Annotated in this window: 20 protein-coding genes; 9 read left to right on the top strand and 11 right to left on the bottom strand. The window is 64.9% G+C overall.

From position 1 onward, the window contains the following. Position 1 precedes the first annotated feature (1 nt). Complete coding sequence (gene dnaJ, locus CH275_RS14370) at positions 2-1,159, bottom strand: molecular chaperone DnaJ (protein WP_094679001.1); 1,158 nt, start codon at positions 1,157-1,159, stop codon at positions 2-4. 97 nt (positions 1,160-1,256) lie between these two features. Next, positions 1,257-2,300 carry a heat-inducible transcriptional repressor HrcA gene (hrcA, locus tag CH275_RS14365; RefSeq protein WP_094679000.1) on the bottom strand — a complete coding sequence of 348 codons (1,044 nt, stop codon included), beginning with the start codon at positions 2,298-2,300 and terminating at the stop codon, positions 1,257-1,259. Positions 2,301-2,433: 133 nt separating this feature from the next. On the opposite strand from hrcA, the gene CH275_RS14360 reads away from it, so the two are divergent. After that, on the top strand, positions 2,434-2,739 hold the full coding sequence (locus tag CH275_RS14360) for a type II toxin-antitoxin system VapB family antitoxin (RefSeq protein WP_032379172.1): 306 nt from the start codon (positions 2,434-2,436) through the stop codon (positions 2,737-2,739). 11 nt (positions 2,740-2,750) lie between these two features. Here CH275_RS14360 and hemW read toward each other — a convergent pair whose 3' ends face one another. Continuing rightward, positions 2,751-3,962: a radical SAM family heme chaperone HemW gene (gene hemW, locus CH275_RS14355; protein WP_094678999.1), complete on the bottom strand. Its 1,212-nt coding sequence runs from the start codon at positions 3,960-3,962 to the stop codon at positions 2,751-2,753. 359 nt (positions 3,963-4,321) lie between these two features. On the opposite strand from hemW, the gene CH275_RS14350 reads away from it, so the two are divergent. The 5 genes from CH275_RS14350 to CH275_RS14330 are packed head-to-tail and all read left to right on the top strand — an operon-like array spanning position 4,322 to position 9,762. Continuing rightward, the gene (locus CH275_RS14350; protein ID WP_094679276.1) at positions 4,322-6,040 is read left to right on the top strand and encodes a nitrite/sulfite reductase; all 1,719 of its coding nucleotides are present in this window, start codon (positions 4,322-4,324) and stop codon (positions 6,038-6,040) included. Beyond that, entirely contained in the window at positions 6,037-6,747 is a 711-nt protein-coding gene (locus CH275_RS14345) for a phosphoadenylyl-sulfate reductase (protein ID WP_032379572.1), read from the top strand. Before CH275_RS14350 ends, CH275_RS14345 begins: the two co-directional genes overlap by 4 nt. Next, on the top strand, positions 6,744-7,688 hold the full coding sequence (gene cysD, locus CH275_RS14340; RefSeq protein ID WP_037193075.1) for a sulfate adenylyltransferase subunit CysD: 945 nt from the start codon (positions 6,744-6,746) through the stop codon (positions 7,686-7,688). Before CH275_RS14345 ends, cysD begins: the two co-directional genes overlap by 4 nt. Further along, positions 7,688-8,992 carry a sulfate adenylyltransferase subunit 1 gene (locus CH275_RS14335; RefSeq protein ID WP_094678998.1) on the top strand — a complete coding sequence of 435 codons (1,305 nt, stop codon included), beginning with the start codon at positions 7,688-7,690 and terminating at the stop codon, positions 8,990-8,992. Before cysD ends, CH275_RS14335 begins: the two co-directional genes overlap by 1 nt. Next, entirely contained in the window at positions 8,989-9,762 is a 774-nt protein-coding gene (locus CH275_RS14330) for a sirohydrochlorin chelatase (protein ID WP_094678997.1), read from the top strand. Before CH275_RS14335 ends, CH275_RS14330 begins: the two co-directional genes overlap by 4 nt. Here CH275_RS14330 and CH275_RS14325 read toward each other — a convergent pair. The 6 genes from CH275_RS14325 to CH275_RS14305 form a co-directional block, all read right to left on the bottom strand. After that, positions 9,690-10,739, bottom strand: coding sequence for a sulfate/molybdate ABC transporter ATP-binding protein (locus CH275_RS14325; protein WP_094678996.1), 1,050 nt, complete (start codon positions 10,737-10,739; stop codon positions 9,690-9,692). The genes CH275_RS14330 and CH275_RS14325 overlap by 73 nt on opposite strands. Further along, positions 10,739-11,539 (bottom strand): sulfate ABC transporter permease subunit CysW, encoded by an 801-nt coding sequence (cysW, locus tag CH275_RS14320; RefSeq protein WP_094678995.1) that lies wholly within the window; start codon positions 11,537-11,539, stop codon positions 10,739-10,741. Before cysW ends, CH275_RS14325 begins: the two co-directional genes overlap by 1 nt. Continuing rightward, positions 11,536-12,429 (bottom strand): sulfate ABC transporter permease subunit CysT, encoded by an 894-nt coding sequence (gene cysT, locus CH275_RS14315; protein ID WP_256991024.1) that lies wholly within the window; start codon positions 12,427-12,429, stop codon positions 11,536-11,538. The genes cysW and cysT overlap by 4 nt, the downstream gene beginning before the upstream one ends. Before the next feature lie 6 nt (positions 12,430-12,435). Next, the gene (locus CH275_RS14310; protein ID WP_032379181.1) at positions 12,436-13,458 is read right to left on the bottom strand and encodes a sulfate ABC transporter substrate-binding protein; all 1,023 of its coding nucleotides are present in this window, start codon (positions 13,456-13,458) and stop codon (positions 12,436-12,438) included. 204 nt (positions 13,459-13,662) lie between these two features. Beyond that, on the bottom strand, positions 13,663-13,752 hold the full coding sequence (locus CH275_RS30390; RefSeq protein WP_310180897.1) for an Ms4533A family Cys-rich leader peptide: 90 nt from the start codon (positions 13,750-13,752) through the stop codon (positions 13,663-13,665). Positions 13,753-13,928: 176 nt separating this feature from the next. Beyond that, positions 13,929-14,162 carry a hypothetical protein gene (locus tag CH275_RS14305; RefSeq protein ID WP_032379182.1) on the bottom strand — a complete coding sequence of 78 codons (234 nt, stop codon included), beginning with the start codon at positions 14,160-14,162 and terminating at the stop codon, positions 13,929-13,931. Positions 14,163-14,255: 93 nt separating this feature from the next. Between CH275_RS14305 and CH275_RS14300 the strand changes: the two genes are divergently transcribed. Further along, positions 14,256-16,301, top strand: coding sequence for a glycoside hydrolase family 15 protein (locus CH275_RS14300; protein ID WP_032379574.1), 2,046 nt, complete (start codon positions 14,256-14,258; stop codon positions 16,299-16,301). 31 nt (positions 16,302-16,332) lie between these two features. Here CH275_RS14300 and CH275_RS14295 read toward each other — a convergent pair whose 3' ends face one another. Beyond that, complete coding sequence (locus CH275_RS14295) at positions 16,333-17,340, bottom strand: nitronate monooxygenase (protein WP_032379183.1); 1,008 nt, start codon at positions 17,338-17,340, stop codon at positions 16,333-16,335. 164 nt (positions 17,341-17,504) lie between these two features. Here CH275_RS14295 and CH275_RS14290 point away from each other — a divergent pair, with 164 nt between their 5' ends. After that, the gene (locus CH275_RS14290) at positions 17,505-18,845 is read left to right on the top strand and encodes an HNH endonuclease signature motif containing protein (protein WP_094678993.1); all 1,341 of its coding nucleotides are present in this window, start codon (positions 17,505-17,507) and stop codon (positions 18,843-18,845) included. 118 nt (positions 18,846-18,963) lie between these two features. On the opposite strand, the gene lepA is transcribed toward CH275_RS14290, so the two are convergent. After that, positions 18,964-20,811, bottom strand: a complete 1,848-nt coding sequence (gene lepA, locus CH275_RS14285; RefSeq protein WP_045194648.1) for a translation elongation factor 4 — start codon at positions 20,809-20,811, stop codon at positions 18,964-18,966. Between the two features lie 150 nt (positions 20,812-20,961). On the opposite strand from lepA, the gene CH275_RS14280 reads away from it, so the two are divergent. Beyond that, positions 20,962-21,531 (top strand): type II toxin-antitoxin system PemK/MazF family toxin, encoded by a 570-nt coding sequence (locus CH275_RS14280; protein WP_094678992.1) that lies wholly within the window; start codon positions 20,962-20,964, stop codon positions 21,529-21,531. The last annotated feature ends 17 nt before the right edge of the window (positions 21,532-21,548 follow it).

The raw sequence follows: 21,548 nt of genomic DNA, 5'->3' as shown, positions 1-21,548 counted from the left end.
ATCAGCGACCGCTGAAGGCTTCCCGCAACCGCGAGAACAGTCCGCCGCTGTGCGCCGAACCGGTGGTGACGACCTCCGCCGCATCGCGGTCTCGCATCGACTTGAGCTGCTCGAGCAGATGGGTCTGCTTGCTGTCGAGCTTGGTCGGCACGATGACCTCGAGGTGCGCGTGCAGATCGCCGCGAATGCCGGACCGCAGCTTGGGCATGCCGTGACCACGCAGCACTGTGGTCGAATTCGGCTGTGTGCCTTGCTCGATCGAGATCTCGGTTGGCCCGTCGATGATCGCGTCGATGCTGACCGAGGTACCGAGTGCAGCGTCGACCATCGGGACACGCACCGTGCAGTGCAGATCGTCACCGTCGCGGACGAACACCTCGTGCTGCTGTTCGACGATCTCCACGTACAGATCTCCCGCGGGGCCGCCGCCTGGGCCGACCTCGCCCTGTGAGGCCAGGCGGATCCGCATGCCGTTGCTGACGCCCACCGGAACCTTCACCGAGATGTCGCGACGCGACCGCACGCGCCCGTCGCCGCCACACTTGCGGCAGGGATCGGGGATGGTCTCGCCTGCGCCGCGGCAGGTGGGGCACGGGCGGCTGGTCATGACCTGGCCGAGGAACGAGCGTTGCACCGACTGCACTTCGCCGGCACCGCCGCAGGTTTCGCAGCGAACCGGCTTGGAGTCGCCGTTGGTGCCCGAGCCGGTGCACAGATCGCACAGAATCGCAGTGTCGACGGTGATGTGCTTGGTCACGCCGGTGGCGCATTCGTCGAGAGTGAGCTTGGTCCGCAGCAGCGAGTCCGCGCCCGGCTGTACGCGGCCCTTGGGCCCGCGCTGGGAGCCACCCGCACCGCCGCCGAAGAACGCCTCGAACACGTCCCCGAGGCCACCGCCGAATCCGGCTCCACCGAATCCACCGCCGCCGCCTCCGCCGCCCTGCTGCAGCGGGTCGCCGCCGAGGTCGACGATGCGACGCTTCTCCGGATCGGAGAGCACCTCGTATGCGGTGGAGATGTCCTTGAACCGGGCCTGCGCGGCCTCGTCCGGGTTGACGTCCGGGTGCAGTTCTCGCGCCAGCTTGCGATAGGCGCGCTTGATCTCCTGGTCCGTAGCCTGCTGGCCGACGCCCAAAGTCCCGTAATAATCCCGTGCCACGTCGTCTCTTTCGTCCTAGAAGATGAATCTCGTTCGTTGTTGCTGTGTGCGGCCGCCCACGCCCCCGCGGCCGTCGTTCGATCGGTTCTCGCTCGTCTCAGCGTTCGGCCAGGACCTCGCCGATGTACCTGGCAACCGCGGCGACCGAGGCAATTGTTCCTGGGTAGTCCATTCGAGTGGGCCCCAGAACGCCCATTCCTCCGAGGACCATGCCAGCCGACCCGTACCCGGTGGAAATCACCGACGTTCCGCGCATCTCTTCGACCTGCGTTTCCTCGCCGATCCGCACCGTGACGGTCCGCGTGTCCTGTGTCACCGCGAGCAGCTTGAGAACGACCACCTGCTCTTCCAGAGCCTCGAGTACCGCCCTGAGGGATCCGGGAAACCCCGCGTCTCCGGCGAAGTCCGCGGCGTTGCGCGTCAGGTTCGCCGTTCCACCGAGTACCAGGCGTTCTTCGGGGTGCTCGACCAGCGATTCCACCAGCACCGTGGCCGAACGAATCATGGCGTCCCGTAGCCCGGCAGGAGAGTTCTCTGCCAGTTCGGCCACCGCGGCAGATGCAGCAGCCAGCCGCTTGCCCTCCAGCGCCCCGCCGAGCAACCGCCGCAACTGCGCCAGATCCTCGTCGTCGAGCACGTCACCGAGTTCGACGATCCGCTGATCGACTCGCCCGGAGTCGGTGATCAGCACCAACAACAGCCGAGCCGGCGTGAGCGCCACGACCTCGAGATGCCGAACCGACGACGCCGACAGCGTGGGGTACTGCACCACGGCGACCTGGCGGGTCAGCTGAGCCAGCAATCGAACGCCGCGTCGCAGCACGTCGTCCAGGTCGACGCCGTTCTCGAGGAATTCCAGAATGGCTCGGCGCTCGGCCGCCGACAGCGGCTTGACGTCGGCGATTCGATCGACGAACTGGCGATAGCCCTTGTCGGTGGGTACCCGCCCCGAGCTGGTGTGTGGCTGAGCGATGTATCCCTCGGCCTCCAGGACGGCCATGTCGTTACGCACGGTTGCACTCGACACGCCCAGGTTGTGGCGCTCGACCAGAGCACGTGAACCGACCGGTTCCTGGGTGGACACGTAGTCCGCCACGATCGCTCGTAGAACCTCGAACCGCCTGTCGTCGGTGCTCGACATCGGTGCCCACCTCCGTTCTCGTTTCCAATCGTCGCTCGAGTCTAGTAGCCGAGATACGCATACTCGTGCAAGGCCTTACTGTGGTCCGAGTGGAAACGTTCTTTCGATTCGGTCCAGCGGCTCGAGGCTCGCGATGATCTTCAAAGGTGTTCGCGACGGTAAGCCGTACCCCGAGCACGGCCTGTCTATCCGCGACTGGTCGCGCATTCCGCCACGCCAGCTGCGTCTGGACGAAATCGTCACCACCACGAAGGTGCTCGAACTCGACAGGTTGCTGTCCGAGGACTCCACCTTCTACGGCGATCTCTTTCCCCACGCCGTGCAGTTCCGCGGCGTCATCTATCTCGAAGACGGATTGCACCGCGCTGTGCGTGCGGCACTGCGAAATCGAACGGTGTTGCACGCCAGAGTGTTCGACTACGACGCTCTGAGCGCCTGAAGCCGGGTTTCTCAGGCAGCGGCGATGCTGCGCACCACTGCGTCGGCGAGCAACCGACCTCGATCGGTGAGGGTCAGTCGATCGCCCTTGCGCGCCATCAACCCGTCGGCGACGGCTTGCTGGGCAGCGGTGAGCTCGGCCGGCCCGAGCAGAGTCAGCGGCACTCCTGTTCGGAGCCGGACGGTCAACATCAGCTCTTCCAGGTGCCGATCCTCGGCGCTGAGCAGTTCGCTGCCGTGCACCGGCAGCACGCCGGTGGCCAGACGATCTGCGTACGCAGCCGGATGCTTGACGTTCCAGAAGCGGGTACCGCCGATGTGGCTGTGCGCGCCCGGTCCCGCGCCCCACCAGTCGCCGCCGTCCCAGTAGCCGATGTTGTGGCGGCATTGCGCGGCTGCGTCGGTGGCCCAGTTCGATACCTCGTACCAGGACATGCCCGCGGCGTTCAGGGCCGAGTCGATGCGTTCGTATCGGCTTGCCAGCACATCGTCGTCAGGGGCGGGTAGCTCACCGCGGCGGACCTTGCGTGCCATGGCGGTACCGTCCTCGACGATCAATGCGTAGGCCGAGACATGGTCGACGCCGGCCTCGAGCACGGCGGCCAGGGACTGGTCCAGATCGCCGTCTCGCTCCCCGGGAGTGCCGTAGATGAGATCGAGATTGACGTGCTCGAAGCCGGCCGCACGCGCTTCCTTCGCTGCTGCCACCGCCCGACCCGGTGTGTGGGTGCGATCGAGGACGGCGAGCACATGCGGTGCGGCGGACTGCATTCCGAGCGAGATGCGGGTGAACCCTGCATCGCGGAGCCGGTCGAAGAATTCCGGCGACGTCGACTCCGGGTTCGATTCGGTGGTCACCTCGCTGCCGTCGGTCAGGCCGAAACTCGACCGGACCGCACCGAGCACGTCGGCCAACCCGCCGCCCCCGAGGAGTGACGGCGTACCACCGCCGACGAAAACGGTGTCGGCCGTCGGAACGCGACCGGTACCCGCTTCGATCAGACCCGCGGCGATGTCCAGCTCGCGGCGCAGGCCCTCCAACCAGGACTGCGGCGACGCCGATGTGCCCAATTCGCCCGCTGTGTAGGTGTTGAAATCGCAGTAGCCGCACCGCGTGGCGCAGAACGGAACGTGTACGTAGATTCCGAACGCCCGGTCCCCCACGCCGTCGAATGCCTCGATCGGCAACTCGAAGGTGGACGGGACGGGTACGACGGTATTCACGGTCTCCAGTCTCCCAGAGAGCACGGGCCCTTCTCTCCACCCGTCGCCCAGCACTGTCGCAGCTGCCCTGCCAGCCTATTTACCCCGAAATCGGGGTAAATAGCCGACGCGGTCTTCCGCTGCCCCGATGACGTGGCACAATGGCACCCGTGACCGACTCAGGAATTCGACTCGTGGCGCGCCGCCATGTCGATCTAGGCCGTGTCTGCAGCGCGTCGTGTCGATACACGACCGGCTGCTGACCAGCCCTCCTTGGAGCACGTCCATTCGATCCACCGGTTTCCCGCTTCGATCGAGTGCGCAATTGTCTGCGCACTCGTCCCGGGTGCCGGCCAGCACAGAAGATGCAGGAGCAATGCATGTCGTCGACCAGCGACGCGACCACCGACGCTGCCCCCGCCACACCACGGGAGCGCACGCCGCGGCCGACCAAGCGTCGAGCCGAGGGCCAGTGGGCACTGGGTTACCGGGAGCCCCTGAACGCCAACGAGCAGTCCAAGAAGGACGACAACCCGCTCAACGTGCGTGCCCGCATCGAGAACATCTACTCCAAGCAGGGCTTCGACAGCATCGACAAGGGCGATCTCCGGGGCCGCTTCCGCTGGTGGGGCCTCTACACCCAGCGTGAGCAGGGTTACGACGGCACCTTCACCGGTGACGACAACATCGACCTGCTCGAGGCCAAGTACTTCATGATGCGCATCCGCTGCGACGCCGGCGCGCTGAATCTCGAGCAGCTACGCACTCTGGCGCAGATCTCTCAGGAGTTCGGCCGCGACACCGCCGACCTGTCCGACCGGGAGAACGTGCAGTTCCACTGGGTCGAGGTCGAGAACGTCCCGGAGATCTGGCGTCGAATCGAGGCGGTCGGGTTGAAGACCACCGAGGCGTGCGGCGACTGCCCGCGTGTGGTGCTCGGTTCTCCGCTGGCGGGTGAGGCCGTAGACGAGATCCTCGATCCCACCTCGGCCATCGACGAGATCGTCGAGCGCTACATCGGCAAGCCCGAGTACTCGAACCTGCCGCGCAAGTTCAAGACGGCAATCTCCGGCCTGCAGGACGTGGTGCACGAGATCAACGACTGCGCCTTCGTCGGCGTCGTACATCCCGAGCACGGGCCGGGTCTCGACCTGTGGGTCGGCGGCGGATTGTCCACCAACCCCATGCTCGCGCAACGCGTCGGCGTCTGGGTTCCCCTCGAGGACGTCCCGGATGTGTGGGAAGGCGTGGTGTCGATCTTCCGTGACTACGGCTACCGCCGCCTTCGCACCAAGGCGCGCCTGAAGTTCCTCATCAAGGACTGGGGCATCGAGAAGTTCCGCCAGGTTCTCGAGGACGAGTACCTGCACCGCAAGCTCATCGACGGCCCGGCGCCCGAGAAGCCCGCTCGGCCCCGTGATCACGTCGGAATCCAGAAGCTCAAGAACGGGCTCAATGCCGTCGGCGTGGCACCCATCGCAGGCCGGGTGTCCGGCACCATTCTCGCGGCCGTCGCCGACGCTGCCGAGAAGGCCGGGTCGGATCGCGTCCGGTTCACGCCGTACCAGAAGCTGATCGTCCTCGATGTTCCGGACGAGACGCTAGAGCAGCTGATATCGGACCTCGATGCGCTGGGCCTACCTGCCCGGCCCTCGCATTGGCGCAAGAACCTGATGGCGTGCAGCGGCATCGAATTCTGCAAGCTCTCGTTCGCCGAAACCCGGAAGCGCTCACAGGTTCTCGTACCGGAGCTCGAAGAGCGCCTGTCCGACATCAACAGTCGACTCGACGTCCCGATCACGATCAACATCAACGGCTGCCCCAACTCGTGCGCGCGGTCGCAGATCGCCGACATCGGCTTCAAGGGTCAGTTGGTCGACGACGGAGACGGGAATCAGATCGAGGGTTTCCAGGTTCATCTCGGAGGCAGCCTCGGGCTGGACAGTGCGTTCGGCCGGAAGTTGCGCCAGCACAAGGTCAACAGCTCCGAGCTGGGAGATTACATCGACAGAGTGGTGCGCAATTTCGACAAGCACCGCGAGGACGGCGAACGGTTCGCTCAGTGGGCCGTGCGAGCAGACGAGGCGGATTTGCGATGAGTACCAGGCTGAATTTGACGGTAGAGGAACTGAAGGACATCGCCGAGCGCGGTGCCCGTGAACTCGACGGTGCCAGCCCGCTGGAGCTGCTGCAGTGGACCGAGGACAACTTCGGCAACGACTTCATCGTTGCCTCCAACATGCAGGACGGGGTTCTCGTTCACCTCGCAGCACAGGTTCACCCCGGTGTGGACGTGCTGTTCCTCGACACCGGCTACCACTTCGCCGAGACCATCGGGACGCGCGACGCCGTCGAGGCCGTCTACGGCGTTCACGTCGTCAACGCTCGCGCCGAGAAGACCGTCGCAGAACAGGATTCGATCGAGGGCAAGGACCTGTTCGCGCGCGAGCCCAATCGCTGCTGCGCCATGCGCAAGGTCGCACCCTTGAAGAAGGAACTGGCGAACTACAGCGCCTGGGTCACCGGCATCCGGCGAGTGGAAGCTCCTACTCGCGCCAACGCTCCGCTGATCTCGTTCGACGACGCCTTCGGCCTGGTCAAGATCAACCCGATCGCACCGTGGTCCGACGAGCAGATGCAGGCCTACATCGACGAGCATTCGATTCTGGTCAATCCCCTTGTCGACGAGGGATATCCGTCCATCGGGTGCGCACCGTGCACCGTCAAACCTGCCCCCGGAGCCGACCCGCGTAGCGGTCGTTGGGCCGGCAAGGCCAAGACCGAATGTGGGTTGCACGCCTCATGACACTCGATCTCACCTCGGCCACCGTCGGTCGAACCCATCTCGACGCGGATCGATTCGACACCCTCGACGCACTCGAATCCGAAGCCATCCACATCTTCCGCGAGGTTGCGGGCGAGTTCGAGCGCCCCGTCATCCTGTTCTCCGGCGGTAAGGACTCGACCGTTCTGCTGCACCTGGCGATCAAGGCGTTCTGGCCCGCTCCCCTGCCGTTCGCGCTGCTCCACGTCGACACCGGCCACAACCTGCAGGAGGTGCTGGACTTCCGCGATCACGTCGTCGCCAAGTACAACCTGCGCCTGCACGTGGCCAGCGTCGAGGAGTACCTCGCCGACGGGCGTCTGACCGAACGTCCCGACGGCATCCGCAACCCGCTGCAGACCGTGCCCCTCCTCGACGCGATCTCCGAGAATCGGTTCGACGCCGTGTTCGGCGGTGCCCGACGCGACGAGGAACGCGCCCGTGCCAAGGAGCGAATCTTCTCGCTGCGCAACGCGTTCGGCCAGTGGGAGCCCAAGAAGCAGCGCCCCGAACTGTGGAACCTGTACAACGGCAAGCATTCCCCCGGCGAGCAGGTACGCGTATTCCCGCTCAGCAACTTCACCGAACTCGACATCTGGCGCTACATCGCCCGTGACGACGTGGAGCTGGCGAGCATCTACTACGCCCACCAGCGACCCGTCTACCAGCGCGACGGCATGTGGATGACCCCCGGAGTCTGGGGCGGACCGGCCGAGAACGAGGAGCTGCAGACCCTCTCGGTGCGTTACCGCACCGTCGGCGACGGATCCACCACCGGTGCCGTGCTGTCCGAGGCCGCCGACAACCAGGCGATCCTCGCCGAGGTAGCTGCGTCACGATTGACCGAACGCGGAGCCACCCGCGGCGACGATCGCGTCTCCGAGGCTGCCATGGAAGACCGCAAACGAGAAGGATACTTCTGATGAGCAGCACAGGAACTCAGCTCCTTCGCCTCGCCACCGCGGGCAGCGTCGACGACGGTAAGTCCACTCTCGTCGGACGGCTGCTGTACGACACCAAATCCGTTCTGGCAGACCAGATCGACGCCGTCACTCGCGCCTCGGTGGACAAGGGACTGTCCACTCCCGACCTGTCGCTGCTCGTCGACGGCCTGCGCGCCGAGCGCGAACAGGGCATCACCATCGACGTCGCCTACCGCTACTTCGCGACGCCGCACCGCTCGTTCGTACTCGCCGATACCCCCGGTCACGTGCAGTACACCCGCAACACCGTCTCCGGCGCGTCGACGGCTCAGCTCGTCATCCTTCTGGTCGATGCCCGCAAGGGTGTGATCACTCAGACTCGCAGGCACGCAGCAGTTCTCGCCCTGCTCGGCGTTCCGCGCCTGGTTCTCGCGGTCAACAAGATCGATCTGGTCGAGGACCCCGCCACGGTGTTCGCCGAGATCTCGGCCGAGTTCAACTCGCTCACTTCCTCGCTCGGCTGGTCCAGTGACGATGTCATCGAAATCCCGGTCTCGGCACTGCACGGCGACAACGTCGCGGTGAAGTCCGACAAGACCCCGTACTACGACGGCCCCACCCTCATCGAGCACCTCGAGTCGGTCCCGGTCGATGCCGAGCCGCACCGTGTCGGTCTGCGCTTCCCCGTGCAGTACGTGATCCGGCCGCGTACAGCGGAATTCCCGGACTATCGCGGATACGCCGGACAGGTGGCCGCGGGGTCCGTCGACGTCGGCGACGAGGTCGTCATTCTGCCCTCCGGTACTCGGACGACGGTCGAGCGCATCGACACCGCCGACGGCGAACTACGCACGGCCCATGCCGGACGCAGCGTCACCCTCGTCCTCGCCGACGACGTCGACGTCTCGCGCGGCGACACCATCGCCTCACCGCAGGACGCACCCGAGCCGATCGCCGACTTCGAGGCGACGGTGTGCTGGCTTGCCGAGAAGCCGCTTCGTCCTGGGGCTCGTCTGCTGCTCAAGCACGGCACCCGTACCACCCAGGCCATCGTCGGGACGCTGATCGAGCGCTTCGACGAGCAGGAGCTCACCGCACATGAAGGCCCGGAGTCGTTGGAGCTCAACGAGATCGGTCGCATTTCCATCCGGGTCGCCGAGCCCATCGTGGCCGACGATTACGCCGTGAACCGGCACACGGGCAGCTTCCTGCTGATCGATCCGGCCGGCGGCAACACGTTGGCTGCCGGGCTCGTGGGCAACGCTCTGGCCGCAGTCGAGCTGGGGTCGGCAGTCCCGGCGTGAGCGCACTGATCGCGGTCGCCCACGGCAGCCGTGACTCGCGCTCGAGCGCAGCGATCCACCGCGCCGTCGACGTCCTGCGTCGGCGGCGGCCGGATCTGGACGTTCGCGTCGCGTTTCTGGACCTCACCGAGCCAGGCGTCGGGCAGGTCGTCGACGCCCTTGTAGACGCTGGTCATACCCGCGTCGTCGCAGTCCCGTTGTTGCTCGGCAAGGCCTTTCACGCGAGAGTCGACCTGCCCGCGCTGTTGGACGCAGCGCAGACGCGGCATCCCCAGGTGTCGATCGTGCAGGCCGATGTACTGGGCGATGACCGCCTCCTCATCGAGGCAGTCCGAGACCGAATCACCGATACCGGCGTCGCAGTGGACGATTCGACGGTCGGCATCGCCTTGGCTGCGGTCGGCTCCTCGGCAGCACCGGCGAATCAGCGCACCCGCGTGATCGCGCAGAAACTGCTCGCAGGGACGGGCTGGGTCGGGGCCGTGACCTGTTTCGCGACGTCGGTCTCCCCGTCCGCCACCGATGCGGTCGCGCAACTGCATGCGATGGGTGCCACTCGTATCGTCGTGGCACCGTGGTTCCTGGCTCCGGGCTTACTCACCGACCGGGTCGAGGCAGCACTGTCGGACCGGCCCGACGTAGTGCACGCCGACGTCATCGGAGCACACCCGGCCGTGGCCGAACTGGCATCGCGTCGCTACGACTCCGCAGTGGCACGCGCCACGTCGGTGGCGTCGGCAATCGTCGGTACCCGCGTCGCACGCACATAGACGGTCTCACCCTCGCGCAGTCCCAGTGCCTCACTGTCACCGCGAGTAATCTGGGCGGCGAACAGTTCGCCGGTAGCCGCACTCTTCAGCTCGACCTTCACCTCGAAACCGAGATGCACCACGCGCTCGACGACGGCACGCGTCACACCGGCCGACTCGGCAGTACCGCTCGCCTGCGCCTGCGCCAACGACGGGTCACGCCCGACGCGAATGTCGTGCGGACGCACCAGGAGTCCGTTCAGCTTGGCCACCTGACCCAGGAACGACATCACGAAGTTGTTGGCGGGCCTGTCGTACAGGTCTTCTGGGCTGCCGACCTGCTCGATTCGGCCTTTGTTGAGCACCGCGATTCGATCGGCGACGTCGAGCGCCTCCTCCTGATCGTGCGTCACCAGAACCGTGGTGACGTGCACCTCGTCGTGCAGGCGACGCAGCCACGTCCGTAGATCGGCGCGCACCTTGGCGTCGAGCGCACCGAAGGGCTCGTCGAGCAGGAGCACCTGTGGGTCGACGGCGAGGGCGCGAGCCAGCGCCATACGCTGGCGCTGTCCACCGGAGAGCTGAGCCGGATAGCGACTCTGGAAACCGGCCAACCCAACGATCTCGAGCAGCTCGTCGACCTTCTTGGCGATCTCGGCCTTCGGCCGTTTGCGGATCTGCAGACCGAAGGCGACGTTGTCTCGCACTGTGAGGTGCTTGAACGCCGCGTAGTGCTGGAAGACGAAGCCGATCTCGCGGCGCTGCGGGCTGACCCACGTCACGTCCTGGCCGGCGAGCACCACCCGCCCGGAGTCGAGTTGCTCGAGGCCGGCGATCGAGCGCAGCAGAGTGGACTTGCCCGAGCCGCTGGGGCCGAGCAGCGCCGTCAACGATCCCTTGGGAATGTCGATGCTGACGTTGTCGAGAGCAGCGAAATCGCCGTAGTGCTTGTTGGCACCGACGACGGAGATCTCGATCTCGGAGGATTTCTCGGTCATTACTTCGTCCTCTTCTTGTCGAGAACCGTCATCAGCAACAGCACGATGACGGCGATCGCCATCAGCAGCGTGGACGCGGCGTACGCGCCCTGTTGATTGAAGTCCTCATACCGTGAATTGACCAACAGAGTCAGTGTTTGCGAGATACCGGGCAGGTTGGTCGAGACCATGATGACCGCACCGAACTCGCCGAGCGAACGCGCGACGGTGAGTACAACGCCGTAGGTCAGGCCCCACCGGATCGCCGGAAGGGTGATGCGCCAGAACGTCTGCCACGAACTTGCACCCAGGGTCGATGCTGCTTCTTCCTGCTCCTCGCCTATCTCGTACAGAACCGGTTCGACTTCGCGTACGACGAACGGCAGCGTCACGAAGATAGTCGCTATCACCATGCCGGGAAGCGCGAAGATCACTTTGAAGCCGAGACTTTCGACGCCTCCGAACCACCCGTTGGCACCCCAGAGCAGAATCAGAGCGACACCGGTGATGATCGGCGACACCGCAAACGGCAGGTCGACGATCGCTTCGAGTATCCCCTTGCCGCGGAACCGGCCGCGCACCAATGCCAACGCCGTGACGATTCCGAACACGACGTTGATGGGCACCACTATGGCCACGATCAACAGTGACAGTTGCAGCGCGGACTGTGCGGCGGGAGTGGTGATCTGCTCCCAGAACGTCACCACCCCGTCCTCGAAAGTGCGGTACAGGATGGCCCCGAGTGGGAACAACACGAGCACGGCGAGATAGATCAGCGCGACGGCACGCAGGGACAGTTTGATCGGGAGACCGATTTTCACGAGATCTGCTCTTCCCGTCTGGCCAACCTGTTACCGATGATGCGCAGAACGAACAGCACAGCGAAGGCAATTGCCAACAGCACCACGGAGATTGCGGCTGCATCGATCGGCCGGTCGTATTCGATGAGTTCACGGATGTACTGCGAAGCGACCTGCGTGTCGTTGGGAATGTTGCCGCCGATCAATACCACCGACCCGAATTCGCCGATGGCGCGGGCGAACGCGAGCCCGCCACCGGACAGCACCGCCGGTAGCAGGACCGGCAGGACGATGCGCCGAAAGATGGTCCAGTTGTTCGCGCCCAGCGAGGCCGCAGCCTCTTCGACGTCCTTGTCGAGTTCGATCAGCACGGGCTGCACGGCACGCACCACGAACGGGAGCGTGACGAACAACAGCGCCACTATGACAGCGGGCTTGGTGGCGTTGAACACGACACCGATGGGACTCGACGGACCGTACAGCGACAGCAGCACCAGGCTCGCCACAATGGTCGGCAGGGCAAACGGCAGATCGATCAGTGCATTGACGAATCGCTTGCCGGGGAACTCGTCACGCACCAGGACCCACGCGATCAGAGTGCCGAGAAACAGGTTGATCACCGCGGCGGCAACGGACACCAGCAGAGTCACCTTGAAGGTGGCGATGGCACGCGCTTCGGTGATCGCATCCCAGAACCCACCGAGTCCGCCGTCGAACGACTGAACCGTCAACGCCGCCAACGGAAGCAGCACGATGACGCTGAGCCACAGCACGGCGACTCCGAGACCGAGCGGCCCCACGGATCCCGGGCCCCTGAACTTTCGGCCCTCACGCCCGGCACGAAACCGAGGTCTCGTACCGGGCGAGGAGATCGAACCCGCAGTTGCGGTTTCGGTGCTCGAAGATGACATCGCTCTCTACCGGGTACTTTCCTGATAGATCGTCGTGATTGCGCCGTTGTCGCCGAACAGGTCGGCGTCCACCTGCGTCCAGCCACCGAGATCGTCGATGGTGTAGAGCTTTTCGGGGGTGAAGAACTTGTCGGAGTACTCCGAGGCGATGTCCGGGTTCGTCGGTCGGAAGCCTGCCTCGGCCCAGATCTTCTGGCCCTCGTCGGTGTAGATGAAATCGTTCAGAGCATTCGCTCGATCGAGGTTGGCACTGCTGTTGATCACTGCCACGGGATTGTCGATGCGGAACGTGACGGGAACGTCGACGTGCTCCACCTTCTGTCCTTGTTCCTCGATCAGCAGTGCCTCGTTCTCGTAGCTGAGCAGCGCATCGCCCTGGCCCTGCAGGAAGGCTTCGGTTGCAGCGCGACCGGATTCGGGCTGAACCGGGAAATGGTCGGAGACGAGGGTACGAACGAAATCGAGACCGGCCTGCTTGTCCTGGCCGCCGTTGCTCTTCGCCGCGTACGGAGCAAGGAGATTCCACTTGGCCGAGCCGGAGCTGAGCGGACTGGGACTGATGACCTGTACGTCGGGCTTGATCAGGTCGTCCCAGGTACGAATGTTCTTCGGGTTGCCTTCGCGCACGACGATCGTCACCACGGAACCGAACGGCACTCCGCCGTAAGCATTCTGGTTCCAGTCCTCGTCGACCTTGCCGGCCTTGACGAGTCGTGTGACATCGGGTTCGACCGAAAAGTTCACGATGTCGGCGGGTGCACCGTCGGCTACCTTGCGAGACTGGTTGCCCGATGCGCCGTAGTCGGCGTTGATTGCGGTCCCCTCGCCGTCCTCGGTGGCTGCGAAAGCGGGACCGATTGCGTCCCAACCGTTCTTGGGGACGGCGTATCCCACGAGAGTCAAGGCAGGACCGCTGGCGGTGTCCGATCCGCCACCGACAGCATCGCTCGAGCCGCCACCGCAGGCGGTCAGTAGCAGAGTTCCCACAGCCGCGAACGTGGTCAGGAGGTAACGAGAACTATGCCTCATTGTGGAGTGGCCTTTCGTGATGTGACGAAGAAGAGACTGGGAAGAACGGACAGGAGGACAGTCGAACCGAGGCGAGACCGAAACCCGCAACGAAGATTCAAGAGATCCTCCCCAGCCCAGGGCCGGGGAGAGCTGGGCCCCGAGCAGGCGCACAGCACGATAGGACCTAGGCGACCCGAGGAATCGATTCGACTGAGGAAAGAATCAACAACAGTCGATATCGGCGACTGCCAACATGCCGACAGCAATCAACGCCAACTGATGGCGGACGCGGTACTCGGCGGCAGAAGACACGGTCAGAAATCTAGCAGAGGTTTCGGACGGACTCTAATTCAGCGGACGCGCCCGGTGACTCGACGGCGCAGCCGTCGGCCGAGCCGTGGCGACGAGGCCCTACCGAGTGAGCAGCCAGGCGATGACAACCAGTACCAGCAGCGCGATGAGCGCCAGCGTGACCCGAGACCGTGGCATTACTGTCCATCCTTCGTCGTGGTGGAGGCGGCAGCCGTCGACTCCGCCTCGCGAGCAGCGCGGGCGTCGCGACCGAGCAGGCGCAGGACCACCGCGAGGAGGCGATCGAACACCCGTGCCAGCAGGAACGCCGTCGGCACGATGACCAGCAGCACGACGATCGCCTGCGGTACGAACGGCAGGCCCGTCACCCACAGTTCGACGCCGTCCCACCATCGCGCAACCGGTTCCACCCTCGCAGCTTAAACCAGCGCGTCCGGTGCCCACGCCACGCCGATCGACGACCAGCAGTGGACGACTGCCACCGTTACGTCGATGATTACGCCATGACGGCATTCGAAGATGTTTCGCCCGTGCCTCCGGTGGCCGACGAGCCCGCGATGGGATCTGGGCACCCAGAGTTGGGCGGGATCGAAGTTCAGGGAGCATTGGGCAGTACCGACGCACCGGTGTCCACCCTGACGTCCTACCGCAGCGCCTTTCCGCCGATCGACGACTACGCGTTCCTCTCGGACTGCGAGACCACCTGTCTGATCGCGCGGAACGGATCCGTCGAGTGGATGTGCGTGCCCCGGCCGGACTCCCCCAGCATCTTCGGAGCGATTCTCGATCGCAGCGCCGGTCACTTTCGCGTCGGCCCCTACGGCCAGTCGGTCCCCGCGGCGCGGCGCTACCTGCCCGGCGGTCTGATCGTCGAAACCACGTGGCAGACCGAGACCGGCTGGTTGATCGTGCGCGACGCCCTCGTCATGGGGCCGTGGCACAACACAGATCAACGCTCTCGCACCCACAAGCGCGCACCGAGCGACTGGGATGCCGAACACATACTGCTGCGCACCATCAAATGCGTGAGCGGCACAGTCGAATTGGAGATGAGCTGCGAGCCCGCCTTCGACTACCACCGGGCACCCGCGAACTGGGAGTACACCGGCAAGGTGTACGAGGAGACCACCGCAACCTGCGAGGCGAGCGCGGACGGTGACCAGCCCACGCTGAAGTTGACCACCAATCTTCGGATCGGCATCGAGGGCCGTGAGGCTCGGGCCCGAACGCGAATGACGGAGGGCGACAATGTGTTCGTCGCTCTGTCCTGGTCCGATCTTCCTTCGCCGCAAACCTTCGAGGAAGCCGCGGAGAAGATGTGGCGCACCTCCGAGTGTTGGCGGCAGTGGATCACCATCGGCCGGTTCCCCGACCACCCGTGGCGGGGATACCTGCAGCGCAGCGCGTTGACGCTCAAGGGCCTGACCTACGCGCCCACCGGTGCCCTGCTGGCGGCATCGACCACGTCGCTCCCGGAAACACCGGGCGGAGAACGCAACTGGGACTACCGCTACACCTGGGTGCGCGATTCGACGTTCGCTCTGTGGGGCCTCTACACGCTCGGACTGGACCGTGAAGCCAACGACTTCTTCGCGTTCATGTCGGACGTGGCCACGACGGCGAACGGCGAGGTCAATCCGCTGCAGGTGATGTACGGCATCGGCGGCGAGAAGACCCTCGACGAGAGCGAGCTACCGCACCTGTCCGGATACGACGGCGCGCGGCCGGTGCGCATCGGCAACGGGGCCTACGACCAAGAGCAGCACGACATCTGGGGCACCATGCTCGACTCGGTGTACCTGCACGTCAAGTCGCGTGAGCACGTCCCGGAATTCCTGTGGCCGCTGCTCAAACGACAGGTCGAGGAAGCGATTGCCAATTGGCGCAAACCGGACCGTGGCATCTGGGAGGTGCGCGGCGAACCGCAGCACTTCACTTCGTCGAAGCTCATGTGTTGGGTCGCGCTCGATCGCGGTGCCAAGCTCGCCGATATCCACGGCGAGAAGGACTACTCGGACCAGTGGAACGAGATCGCGGACGAGATCAAGGCCGACATTCTCGAAAACGGCACCGACGCACGCGGAGTGCTGACCCAGCGCTACGGCGACCCGTCGCTCGACGCGTCGTTGCTGCTGGCACCGCTGCTGCGATTCCTACCGGCCGACGACGAGCGAATCCGTGCCACGGTGCTCGCCATCGCCGACGAGTTGACCGAGGACGGATTGGTTCTGCGCTACCGAACCGACACCACCGACGACGGCTTGGCCGGCGAGGAAGGAACGTTCACGATCTGCTCGTTCTGGCTGGTCTCTGCCCTGGTGGAAATCGGCGAACTGCCCCGTGCGAAGCACCTCTGCGAACGTCTACTCGGCTACGCGAGCCCACTCAAGCTCTACGCCGAGGAGATCGACCACCGCACCGGCCGTCACCTCGGCAACTTCCCGCAGGCGTTCACTCACCTTGCCCTCATCAACGCAGTGGTGCACGTCATCCGGGCCGAGGAAGCCCAGGCGTCCGGACACTTCCAGCCCGCCCACGCCAACCCCTGACGGGGAATTTCGGTAGTCGCTGCGTGTAGGTTCAGCGGCCGAGTTGTCTCGCCCATTCGGCGATCAGCTCGGCGGCGGGCTCGGCCTGAGCGCGGCGATGGCCGGTCCCGGCCCACATCGACAGTCCCGACGGGTCACCCGCTGCTGCGGCCTTCGCGCGCATCGGCGCGGTCAGGTAATGCAGATCGGGATACGCCAGCGGTGCAGCGTCCGAGTTCGCGTGCATGAACTCGTTCACCAGACCCCGCGCAGGACGGCCGGAGAAGGCCCTCGTCACTGCGGTGTTCGGAGCCAGTGTCAGCTGTTCGCGGTGTACTGGTTTGGTGCCGGCCTCAGGCGTGTTCAGGAAGGCAGTCCCGAGCTGCGCGGCATGGGCTGCACCCGAATCCAACAGTGGCGCAATGTCGTTGCCGTCCATCAAACCACCCGCTGCGATGCGAGGGAGTTCCGAGATCTCGCGGACCGCAACGAGCAGCTCGGCCAACGGCTCCTCCGGGGCCGACCCGTCGAACGTACCTCGATGCCCACCGGCTTCGGGTCCCTGCACAACGAGAGCGTCGACGCCGTTGGCGGTGGCCACCGACGCGTCGGACGCGGTGGCGACGGTGGCCCACACCTCGGTTCCGACTGCGTGCAGCTGGGCTACCTCGTCCGCGTCGAACGTCGCGAACGTGCTCGAGACCAGCGGTACCGGGTGCTCGAGCAGCCATGCGAACTTCTCGGCGTAGAAGTCGTCTCGTCGCAGCAGCTCCCCCGGTTCGGCATCGAACCGCTCGAACCAGGACGCCAGGTGTTCGGCATAGGACGCCACGTCGGCACCGGACGGTTCCTCCGGCAGAAAGAGGTTGACGCCGAACGGCAGTCCTCGAACCGAATCGATCTGCGCTGCAAAGGCTTCAGGTGTCAGTAATGCGCCCGCGATCATGCCGAGCCCACCCGCCTCCGAGACCGCGCGAGCGAGTTCGGGAGTACTCGGGCCACCCGCCATGGGCGCACCGACGACGGGCACACGGAGCTGCTTCAAGATCGGCGTAGTCACAGGTTCGAAATGTACTCGCCGGCCACGGCCTCGTCTGTCGCACCCGACATGCGTCCGCTACCACACGCCACCGACAGAATCGCGATATCGAATCCTTCTGCAGGGCAATAGTTTTCGATTCGACTATCATTGTCAGTCGAACACATGTTCGATACACTTGATCCATGACAACGGAGATCTGGCAACTGAGCGAAAGCGAACTCCTCGCCGACGCTGCTGATGTCTCCCACCGAATCCAGTTGATGGAAGCCCGACGTATCGCCCTCGTCGCCGAGATCGATACTCGCGTGAGCCGCGAGAAGCTCGGATTCCCCGGACCCGCCGGTTGGCTCACCTCCACCACCCTGCTCTCCCCTGGTAAAGCCACCAAGATCGTCGCCCTCGCCCGCGGACTGAAGAACTTCCCCGACATCGCCGACGCCGTCAGCACGGGCGTCATGTCCGTCGACCATGCCGCTCTGATCCTCGCCTTCGCCGAAACACCGCCGAAGAACCTCCCGCAAGAAGGCCAGGACATCGCCCGCGCCGCCATGATCAAGGCTGCGACCGGACCACAAGCGCGCACCGGCCGCATCCGCGAAGCGATCACCAAACTCGAGGACACCTACGGCAGCAAGAAACCGCCCCCCGAGGACACCGACCGCAACGAACTCTTCGCCTCCACAACCCTCAACGGGCGGCTGGTGCTCAAGGCCGACTTCGATGCCATCACCGGAGAAAAACTCCTCACCGCACTCTCACCGCTCACCGAACCCCGACCCGCCGCCGACGGTACCCAAGACGAACGCAGCCCCGCCCGGCGGCGCGCCGACGCCTTCGGGCACATCCTCGACCGCTACCTCGCCTCCAGCAACCGCCCCACCGAAGGCGGCGAAAAACCGCACCTCAATCTGCACATCAGCCTGCGCGACCTCACCGACCTCCGCCGCACCATGAACGCCGACAGCGACTCTGACTCTGACTCTGACTCTGACTCTGAGAATGGCAGCATCGCAACCGAATCCGACAACGACAGCCGGCCAGCCACCGCCGATCGCGGCGCGTATCGCGACTTGTTCGGCGACGGCACCACCGTCGGGTGGCTGCCGTGGATGGGGCCACTCTCCCGCAATACGTCCCGGCAACTGGCCTGCGACTGCCTCCTCACCGCCATCGTCATGGATGAGAACGGCTCACCGATCAACCTCGCCCGCACCGCACGCACCGTCACCGCGAAACAGAAACGCGCCCTCACCGCCCGCGACCACGGGTGCGCCTTCCCCGGCTGCGGCAAACCCGCAGCCTGGACCGAAGGCCACCACATCTGGCACTGGGCCGACGGCGGACCCACCGACATGAACAACCTCGTCCTGCTCTGCGGATTCCACCACCGACTGATCCACCACAGTGACTGGGAAGTGTTCATCGCCGCCGACAACCACCCGTGGTTCATCCCACCCGCCACCGTCGACCCCTACCGAAAACCCCGACAATCCCACGCCAGAGCCGGCCCCCACATCACATAACCGCCGACAACAAGACCAGCCCCGCACCGAGAACACGGTGCGGGGCTGGAAGAGGTTGTGTTACAGCTACTTCGACATGAGCGAAGGCACCTCGAAGTTGCCAGAGTGCGTGCCTGCGCTACTTCTTGGGCTTGTCCGACGAAGATTCCGAGGACAGTGCGGCGACGAAGGCTTCCTGTGGCACCTCGACGCGACCGATCGTCTTCATCCGCTTCTTGCCCTCTTTCTGCTTCTCGAGCAGCTTGCGCTTACGGCTGATGTCGCCGCCGTAGCACTTGGCCAGCACATCCTTCCGGATAGCGCGGATGTTTTCGCGGGCGATGATGCGCGATCCGATGGCAGCCTGGATCGGCACCTCGAACTGCTGACGGGGAATCAGTTCCTTGAGCTTGGTCGTCATCTTGTTGCCGTAGGCCGCGGCAGCGTCCTTGTGCACGATCGCCGAGAACGCGTCGACGGCCTCACCCTGCAGCAGGATGTCGACCTTGACCAGTGCGCCGCTCTGCTCGCCGATCTCCTCGTAGTCGAGGCTGGCGTATCCACGCGTCCGGGACTTGAGGATGTCGAAGAAGTCGAAGATGATCTCGGCCATGGGGATCGTGTAGCGCAGCTCCACTCGGGTCTCGGACAGGTAGTCCATACCGCCCAGTTCTCCGCGTCGCCCCTGGCACAGTTCCATGATGGAACCGATGAACTCGCTGGGCGAGATGATGGTGCACTTGACCATCGGCTCGAACACTTCCCGCGCCTTGCCCTCGGGCCAGTACGACGGGTTGGTGACGATGTGCTCGGCACCGTCCTCCATCTCGACGCGGTAGACCACGTTGGGCGAGGTCGAGATCAGGTCCAGGTTGAACTCTCGCTCGAGCCGCTCGCGGGTGATCTCCATGTGCAGCAGACCCAGGAAGCCGCAGCGGAAGCCGAAGCCGAGCGCCACCGACGTTTCCGGCTCGTACGTCAGGGCCGCGTCGTTGAGTTGCAGCTTCTCGAGAGCATCACGAAGGTCCGGGTAGTCCGAGCCATCGAGTGGGTAAAGGCCCGAGTAGACCATCGGACGCGGTTCGCGGTAGCCGGTCAGCGGCTCGGTTGCGCCCTTGCGGAAGGTGGTGACGGTATCGCCGACCTTGGACTGACGGACGTCCTTGACTCCGGTGATCAGGTAACCGACTTCGCCGACGCCCAGGCCCTTGGTGGCCTTGGGATCGGGAGAGACGATGCCGACCTCGAGTAACTCGTGCGTCGAGCCGGTCGACATCATCGTGACCTTTTCGCGCGGGTTGAGCGCGCCGTCGACCACTCGCACGTAGGTGACGACACCGCGATAGGTGTCGTAGACCGAGTCGAAGATCATCGCGCGAGCCGGACCGTCGGGGTTGCCGACCGGAGCCGGGACCAGCTTGACGACCTCGTTGAGCAGTTCTTCCACGCCCACACCGGTCTTACCGGATACGCGCAGTACGTCGTCGGCCTCGCACCCGATGATGTGCGCGATCTCGGCGGCGTAGCGATCCGGGTCGGCAGCGGGAAGATCGATCTTGTTGAGCACCGGAATGATGGTGAGCTCTTTGTCGAGAGCCAGGTACAGGTTGGCCAATGTCTGTGCCTCGATGCCCTGCGCTGCGTCGACGAGCAGCACCGCCCCTTCGCAGGCTTCGAGGGCGCGGGAGACCTCGTAGGTGAAGTCGACGTGGCCGGGAGTGTCGATGAGGTGCAGAACGAACTCTTCGCCGTCGACGACCCACGGCAGCCGCACGTTCTGCGCCTTGATGGTGATGCCGCGCTCGCGCTCGATATCCATCCGGTCCAGGTACTGCGCGCGCATCGACCGGTCGTCGACGACGCCCGTGAGCTGCAACATACGGTCCGCCAACGTCGACTTACCGTGGTCGATGTGGGCGATGATGCAGAAGTTCCTGATCCTGGACGGATCGGTGAACGTCGTGTCGGCGAAGCTGGGCACTCGTATCCTTCGGCTGGCGTGTTCGAAATGAGCGAACGGGTGCCCCCATCGTCCCACGCCGAGAACGGTGCGCCGTCCCCGGCTGTCCGACTTTGCCGTTCCGGTGCAGCGGTTCGGGCTGTGAGCAGCAGAGTCGGGATCGCTAGACTCTGCCGCATGGCTGGCAACTGGAGCAGATTCGGCAAGGAACTGGGCAAGATCGCACTGCGCGAGGGCCCTCGACTGTTCCGTCAACTACAGAAGTCCGGTGCCCTGCAGAAGGGCAAGGACGCGATCAGTGGAACGACGACGAACACGGCTGCTCCGGCTCCGCGTCCCGGCCGCCCGGTGGCGTCACAGACAAGGCCGACGGCCCAGCGCGCTCGCACCATCGAGTACTCCCCGGATCTGGACGGCAAGGCCGATCCGGGCGAAATCGTCTGGACCTGGGTGACCTACGAAGAAGACGCCAGTCAGGGCAAGGATCGCCCCGTGTTGGTCATCGGCCGCGAGGGCAACGATCTGCTCGGCCTGATGCTCTCGAGCCAGAGCAGCCGCGACGGCGATCGCGACTGGCAGTCGATCGGATCCGGTTCCTGGGACGCCGAGGGTCGACCGAGCTGGATTCGCCTCGATCGCGTTCTCGACGTGCCCGAGGACGGTATCCGCCGCGAGGGCGCGATTTTGAGCAAGTCCCAATTCGATTCGGTCGCAACCCGATTGCGTCGCGATTTCGGCTGGAACTGAGTCGTCCGCGTTGTGCG

The organism is Rhodococcus sp. 06-235-1A (assembly GCF_002258785.1).
Taxonomy (GTDB): Bacteria; Actinomycetota; Actinomycetes; order Mycobacteriales; family Mycobacteriaceae; genus Rhodococcoides.
Note: the sequence above shows the minus strand (reverse complement) of the source record. Positions and strands in the feature narration are given on the sequence as shown.

Coding starts and splice junctions, on each gene's coding strand:
- CH275_RS14310 (WP_032379181.1), bottom strand. CDS start 13,458: ATGAGGCATAGTTCTCGTTACCTCCTGACCACGTTCGCGGCTGTGGGA.
- CH275_RS14325 (WP_094678996.1), bottom strand. CDS start 10,739: ATGACCGAGAAATCCTCCGAGATCGAGATCTCCGTCGTCGGTGCCAAC.
- CH275_RS14350 (WP_094679276.1), top strand. CDS start 4,322: ATGTCGTCGACCAGCGACGCGACCACCGACGCTGCCCCCGCCACACCA.
- hrcA (WP_094679000.1), bottom strand. CDS start 2,300: ATGTCGAGCACCGACGACAGGCGGTTCGAGGTTCTACGAGCGATCGTG.
- CH275_RS14335 (WP_094678998.1), top strand. CDS start 7,688: ATGAGCAGCACAGGAACTCAGCTCCTTCGCCTCGCCACCGCGGGCAGC.
- CH275_RS14360 (WP_032379172.1), top strand. CDS start 2,434: ATGATCTTCAAAGGTGTTCGCGACGGTAAGCCGTACCCCGAGCACGGC.
- cysT (WP_256991024.1), bottom strand. CDS start 12,429: ATGTCATCTTCGAGCACCGAAACCGCAACTGCGGGTTCGATCTCCTCG.
- CH275_RS14290 (WP_094678993.1), top strand. CDS start 17,505: ATGACAACGGAGATCTGGCAACTGAGCGAAAGCGAACTCCTCGCCGAC.
- CH275_RS14280 (WP_094678992.1), top strand. CDS start 20,962: ATGGCTGGCAACTGGAGCAGATTCGGCAAGGAACTGGGCAAGATCGCA.
- CH275_RS14345 (WP_032379572.1), top strand. CDS start 6,037: ATGAGTACCAGGCTGAATTTGACGGTAGAGGAACTGAAGGACATCGCC.
- CH275_RS14300 (WP_032379574.1), top strand. CDS start 14,256: ATGACGGCATTCGAAGATGTTTCGCCCGTGCCTCCGGTGGCCGACGAG.
- cysD (WP_037193075.1), top strand. CDS start 6,744: ATGACACTCGATCTCACCTCGGCCACCGTCGGTCGAACCCATCTCGAC.